The sequence below is a fragment of the Allocoleopsis sp. genome, from assembly GCF_036703385.1.
Classification (GTDB): Bacteria; Cyanobacteriota; Cyanobacteriia; order Cyanobacteriales; family Coleofasciculaceae; genus Allocoleopsis.
Genome location: NZ_DATNPA010000433.1, coordinates 1 through 5,171, shown reverse-complemented (window position 1 = coordinate 5,171; position 5,171 = coordinate 1). Strand labels below are relative to the sequence as shown.

Below are 5,171 nucleotides of genomic sequence, written 5' to 3'. Positions count from 1 at the left end.
AAAGCTTTGAACAATGACAATATTGACCTACTTACAGCTGCTTGGTCGTTAGTGGAAATTGGCTCTGAGGCAGCTATGGCAGCAGCCGTGCCGATACTGTGCCAAGAATTGAAGCCTGAAACGTATTGGTCTTGGTCTCATGGGAATATTGAGAGGTTAGGGAAAGCTGGAAGACCTGAATTCCTGCCTCATCTAAACCAAATTTTACGAAACAAAGTGCTACTAGGGGCAAACAGGTTTGAAGTTGATGAGGTACTCAATGCGATCGCTTCCATCCAGGAGCATTGTGGGTACTACAATTACGAAATTGCTCTAAATAATTAACTCTGACAGAACTCAAATGCATCCATTGTCTAGCGTTGTGCCCTCACCCCCAACCCATCTCCCAATTTAGGAGATGGGAGCATGAGTCTCTAGTTACCTTTCTTTTTTAGGGTGGCAGAAGGGGTTAGGTAATGTGAGTAAACAACGCAAAAGCTTGTTAACTAAAAGTTTCACCTTAACTTGACACCAATGGGCGATCACCATCCTCATATGCGATTCTATGCGATCGCCAATCAGTCCCCATTACCGTGCAACTGCCAAGTAATTTTGACAGCTAGAAAGTTCCTCCTCTAGCTGGGCAAATGCAACTTCCTCCTGACCGGAAACCCCCAAGTGACGAAGATTCACCGTACCGTTAGCGGCCTCCCGTTCGCCGACAATTGCAATCAGCGGCACCTTCCGTTCCGAGAGTTCCCGAATCTTCTTGGAAATCGTGGCATCATCTGCATAGAGTTCAGCCCTGATTCCCATCCGCCTCAGCCTTGCAAATACAGCTTCCGCCCAGTCTGCCGACTTCTCGGAAATCGAAGCAACAGCAACCTGAACAGGGGCTAGCCATAGCGGTAATCCACCTTGGTTTTCCAGCAAAATACCAATCCAACGCTCAATTGAACCTAAAACAGCCTGGTGTACCATCACAGGTTGCTCCAGCTTACCCTCCTGATTGACGAATGACAGCTCAAAAATTTGGGGAAAATTGAAGTCAACCTGAATCGTGCCGCACTGCCAAGAGCGTCCGAGGCGATCTTCCAGACTAACCTCAATCTTGGGAGCATAGTAAGCTCCCTCACCGGGCAATAGCTCATAAGCGTAGCCCAACACCTGACATGCATTAATTAAAGCAGCTTCTGCTCTGTCCCAGAGTGCATCAGAACCAAAGCGTTGCTCAGGTCTCAGGGAAATTCGGATGGCAAATTTCTCGTAACCAAATGCGGCATAGACCTCTTTAACCATATCGAGAAAATTGCCAATTTCGCCAATCAAGTCCTTTTCTCGGCAAAAGATATGGGCATCATCTTGCACGAACTGGCGCAAGCGCATACAACCCGAAAGCGTACCCGACGGTTCATTTCGGTGCGCGACGCCAAATTCCATCAGCCGTATGGGGATTTCCCGGTAACTTCGTTTGTCGGCTTTGTAAATGGCGATATGAGCGGGACAAGACATCGGCTTCAAGGCGTAGTCTAGGTTAACGGCTTGCGAATCAGCGTTTTGGGCTTCCCCATTAGCCGAGTTATCCTGTTGCATGTTGCCGACTACGAACATGTTATTGCGAAACTTCTCCCAGTGTCCTGACTTTTCCCATAACGAACGACTCAAGGCTATGGGCGATCGCACCTCCTCAAAGGCGTGAGACTGATAAACTCGTCGCATGAAATCTTCAATTGCTCGGAACACCCTCAACCCCATCGGGTGCCAAAAGACCATGCCGGGACTGTGTTCTTCAAAATGAAATAAATTCATCGCTTTTGCAATTGATCGATGGTCGTACATGGTTGTCCTCCTGTTGATAACTACTAAAAAACCCTCCAAGGATTGCCTGGAGGGAGAACGTTTGAGTATTGCTTGCATGACGAATTACATCACGTCCCTCCAGGTGTGATCGCGGTGGTGGTGGTAGTGGTAGTCGTCATCAAGTCAGCGCAAAGCATCATCTGTGTTCTCATCGTCAGTGTTCTTGTGTTCGTGCAGTTTTGGCTTTTACTACAGAGTTTTCCAGCAATTAAAAACCCCTCCGAAGCGTTGCTTGGAGGGGTTTACCGATTCTGGCTTCTAAGGCAAGCAAGCTCGTCTTCACAACCCTCCCAGGCTGGTAGTCAGGGTAGTTTCGGTAGTGGTTGTCAAATAGAGCTTGGGTGCCATTAGTTGTTACAAATACTTAACTTAATCAAAGTCTCAAAGGCTATAAGACTATTTAAGCAACTCTATTGGGTTTGTCAACCGATTTTGGATTTTGGATTTACGATTTTGGATTGACCTCGGCGATCGCTCAATCTGGTTAATGTTGGGAGAGAGCGATCGCGTAGAAAACGGTAAAGTGTTGTGGGTATTTAGGCGAGCGCTTTTTGCCAGTCAGATGCGTTAGCTCTGGTAGTACTCTCTTGGCATCGCTAAATGCTATCTGGATCGATATTCAATTCTCTCAGTTTTGCTGCCAGTCGTTCAGCTCGCTGTGCTTCCTGTTCGGCTTGTTGTGTTGCCTGTTCGGCTTGTTGTGTTGCCTGTTCGGCTCGTTTTATTTCCTGTTCGGCTACCTCTTCCGGTGTGGGAACTAGCTCACCTTCTGCTGTGAAAAAGCGCAATTGTCTAGTATGAATTCCCAAATATAACTGTAGCTGTTGACTCCACAATAATCCTTGAGGGTTTGGTTCTAGGGGTTGGTATTCACCATCTAATAAATGGAATCCCGCAAATTCTAATGTATCTGGGTCAAACCAAAAATAGTCGGGTGTACGAAAGGTATTTTGGTAAATTTGTTTTTTCAACCCTCTATCGGTGGCAGCTGTTGTAGACGAGAGGATTTCTACAATAATATTGGGATATTTTCCATCTTCGTGCCAAACTACCCAACTTTTACGGGGTTTGCGTTCAGTTCCTAGTACGATGAAAAAGTCTGGCCCTCGGAAGTCTTCTGATTTGCGCTGACGGGGACTGTAGTAGATGGTAAGGTTTCCAGCCGCAAAAAAGTCGTTGCGATCGCGCCACCACCAATCTAGGCATTTGAGCAGCAGCAGCATTTGTTGGAGATGAAAATAGCTTTCCAATTGCGGCTCGTCACTATATAAATCGCTAGGGGGAAAGATAACATCTTCGGGGATGTCTTGGGCGGTTTCTATGTCTTGGGTGAGGGACATGGCAGTTTGATGCAATGAGCGCTGAATCTAGTTTCGTCAAAGGCGGAAGGAGCGGTCAGCATTGCTGATGATCTTTGGGCGATCGCTCTTGACGCTAGCGCTGCTGCTCTTCAGATCGCTCTTTTAGTGTAGCGTGGGTCAAACTTGATGCAATCACTCCTATCCATAACGGCGGTATCTCAACGTGTCGCTAGACTAAAGACGAAAAACTGTTTCAGTCATTAGTTGTTGACCCGTTCCCTATTTATCATGAGGACAGAAATAATTCTGGAGTCGTAAAGATGTCCATGACCATTGCCGACTTAGAGCAACTACAAGCCCAGCATCCAGACTGGCAGATGGAATTAGTAGATGGGAGCATCGTGGTTATGGGGCCGTCCGATTACGAGTCAGACGAAATTACGATTGAATTCGCGAGGGTAATGGCTAACTGGGTGCGCCCTCGCAAGTTAGGTAGAGTTACTGGCTCCAGCGCTGGGTTCATTCTGCCCAAATCTGAAGAGGAAGATAGCTCCCCGGAGAACGGCTCTAGCGATCGCAAAGAACCGAGAAACCTCCGCGCTCCCGATGTATCGTTCATGCGAGCCGACCGACTCAAGAGAACTAAGCGCGACTTTGTAGAGCTGGTTCCAGACTTGATGGTTGAGGTCAAATCCAAGACTGACCGAGTTAAGCCGCTCATTAAGAAGATTGAATTGTTTCTAGAACTTGGCGCTGTTGTCGGCATCCTCATCGACCCGGACAAGCGCACACTCACCGTCTATCGCCTCAACCAGGCTCCCGTTACTCTGTGTGACGGAGACATTCTCACGGCCAGATGCGGTTCTGTACGCTAAAACCGAAGCGCCCATCACTGTACTTTACCCAAAGACTGTCAATCGTGCGGAGGTCTGCATAAGGAAACATTTCAATAGACTTGACATTTAGCCAACCTTCTTTTTCTCGTCCTGCTGCTTTTAGTATGATGGTGAAAGTTTCCCAATCGGCCTCTTTCCACTCCCTTCTGTCAGTAAATTTCGCAGTCGAGTATAGTCTATATTCTTTTCAGAAAGCAGCTCGACTTCAGGTTCGATAGGTTTTGCTGGAGATGAAGGAGAAGGTGCAAAACCCCTCCCCAACCCTTCCCTTGCCAAGGGGAGGGAGTTAGATTGCTTGCTTCCCCCTTTACCAAGGGGGGATTGAGGGGGGTTTTGCCTTCCCCAAATTCTTCTTAATGCTCTCAATGCTTTAGAATCAGCAGAAGAAATTGCCAGCACACGAGTCCATAACTGCTCTGCTAATTCCAATTCTCCCTCTAGTTCCGCCTCTTGAGCATCTTCTCTCAGCGTGGCAATATCCTGAAGGGTTGCCTGCCTGGGTAACAAAATCAGATGATACTTACTTGCAGGCTCAGCAATGGCATACGGTGTTTGTTCAGGCTTGTTGTAATAGCGGTTAATTTCAGCAACCCGATAGCGCAACCGTTGATACAACCGCTCAACCGTGGCACAATTCCCTTCACCCTGAATCCGCAGCGATTCTAAAAGTGCATAAGTAAAAGCACCTTGCCCAATCTCTTCAATTTCATAAGACTTTTCCCTCGGACTGCAAGAACAAATCGTAATCACTCCTTGCTGTTTCTCCCCTCCAATCCCTAAACCCGCTTTTTCCCCTTCATTGCGACAAGCATCTAAAAGCAGCACTACATTATCCGCACCGCATCGCCTGATCACGGTTGTTACATTCAGTTTTCCTTTAGTCTACGTCCTAAGAGTCTTGGCGACCGCTATATCTCCTGGCGCACAGGTTGCATCTAGGATTAATTTCCCTTGATTTGGGCTTTCTCTTGCTTCTTCCTTTTCTGTTGCTGTGCTTTTTTTTTAGATTTCTCTTCTGCTTCTTCCTGAATCTTCTTTACCATTCTTTGATTTATTTGATTGACTAAATTCACATTTATCCTTTCTCTAAATCTCACCAATAGGGAGGCATCATAAGGCGCTTCGTTGCTGTAAT

7 protein-coding genes and 1 pseudogene are annotated in these 5,171 nt (G+C 47.0%); 3 read left to right on the top strand and 5 right to left on the bottom strand.

Annotation, left to right across the window (positions count from 1 at the left end; all coding sequences use genetic code 11):
• Positions 1-324: hypothetical protein (locus V6C93_RS21395; RefSeq protein ID WP_333478699.1), on the top strand; the 324-nt coding region annotated here is incomplete at its 5' end.
• Between the two features lie 243 nt (positions 325-567).
• Here the strand turns inward: V6C93_RS21395 and thrS are convergent.
• The gene (gene thrS / locus V6C93_RS21390; protein ID WP_414644235.1) at positions 568-1,818 is read right to left on the bottom strand and encodes a threonine--tRNA ligase; all 1,251 of its coding nucleotides are present in this window, start codon (positions 1,816-1,818) and stop codon (positions 568-570) included.
• 460 nt (positions 1,819-2,278) lie between these two features.
• Here thrS and V6C93_RS21385 point away from each other — a divergent pair, with 460 nt between their 5' ends.
• Positions 2,279-2,410 carry a hypothetical protein gene (locus tag V6C93_RS21385; RefSeq protein WP_333478697.1) on the top strand — a complete coding sequence of 44 codons (132 nt, stop codon included), beginning with the start codon at positions 2,279-2,281 and terminating at the stop codon, positions 2,408-2,410.
• A gap of 25 nt (positions 2,411-2,435) precedes the next feature.
• Here V6C93_RS21385 and V6C93_RS21380 read toward each other — a convergent pair whose 3' ends face one another.
• Positions 2,436-3,179, bottom strand: coding sequence for a Uma2 family endonuclease (locus V6C93_RS21380; RefSeq protein WP_333478696.1), 744 nt, complete (start codon positions 3,177-3,179; stop codon positions 2,436-2,438).
• 281 nt (positions 3,180-3,460) lie between these two features.
• Here V6C93_RS21380 and V6C93_RS21375 point away from each other — a divergent pair, with 281 nt between their 5' ends.
• Positions 3,461-4,015, top strand: a complete 555-nt coding sequence (locus V6C93_RS21375) for a Uma2 family endonuclease (RefSeq protein ID WP_333478695.1) — start codon at positions 3,461-3,463, stop codon at positions 4,013-4,015.
• Here V6C93_RS21375 and V6C93_RS38795 read toward each other — a convergent pair.
• From V6C93_RS38795 to V6C93_RS21360, 3 genes and pseudogenes are all read right to left on the bottom strand, one after another.
• Entirely contained in the window at positions 3,987-4,142 is a 156-nt protein-coding gene (locus V6C93_RS38795) for a GUN4 domain-containing protein (RefSeq protein WP_333478700.1), read from the bottom strand. The genes V6C93_RS21375 and V6C93_RS38795 overlap by 29 nt on opposite strands.
• Positions 4,136-4,891, bottom strand: coding sequence for a caspase family protein (locus V6C93_RS21365; protein WP_333478694.1), 756 nt, complete (start codon positions 4,889-4,891; stop codon positions 4,136-4,138). The genes V6C93_RS38795 and V6C93_RS21365 overlap by 7 nt, the downstream gene beginning before the upstream one ends.
• Positions 4,892-4,927: 36 nt before the next feature.
• Positions 4,928-5,171: pseudogene (locus V6C93_RS21360) on the bottom strand (IS5/IS1182 family transposase); the annotation flags it as partial.

Coding starts and splice junctions, on each gene's coding strand:
- thrS (WP_414644235.1), bottom strand. CDS start 1,818: ATGTACGACCATCGATCAATTGCAAAAGCGATGAATTTATTTCATTTT.
- V6C93_RS21380 (WP_333478696.1), bottom strand. CDS start 3,179: ATGTCCCTCACCCAAGACATAGAAACCGCCCAAGACATCCCCGAAGAT.
- V6C93_RS21375 (WP_333478695.1), top strand. CDS start 3,461: ATGTCCATGACCATTGCCGACTTAGAGCAACTACAAGCCCAGCATCCA.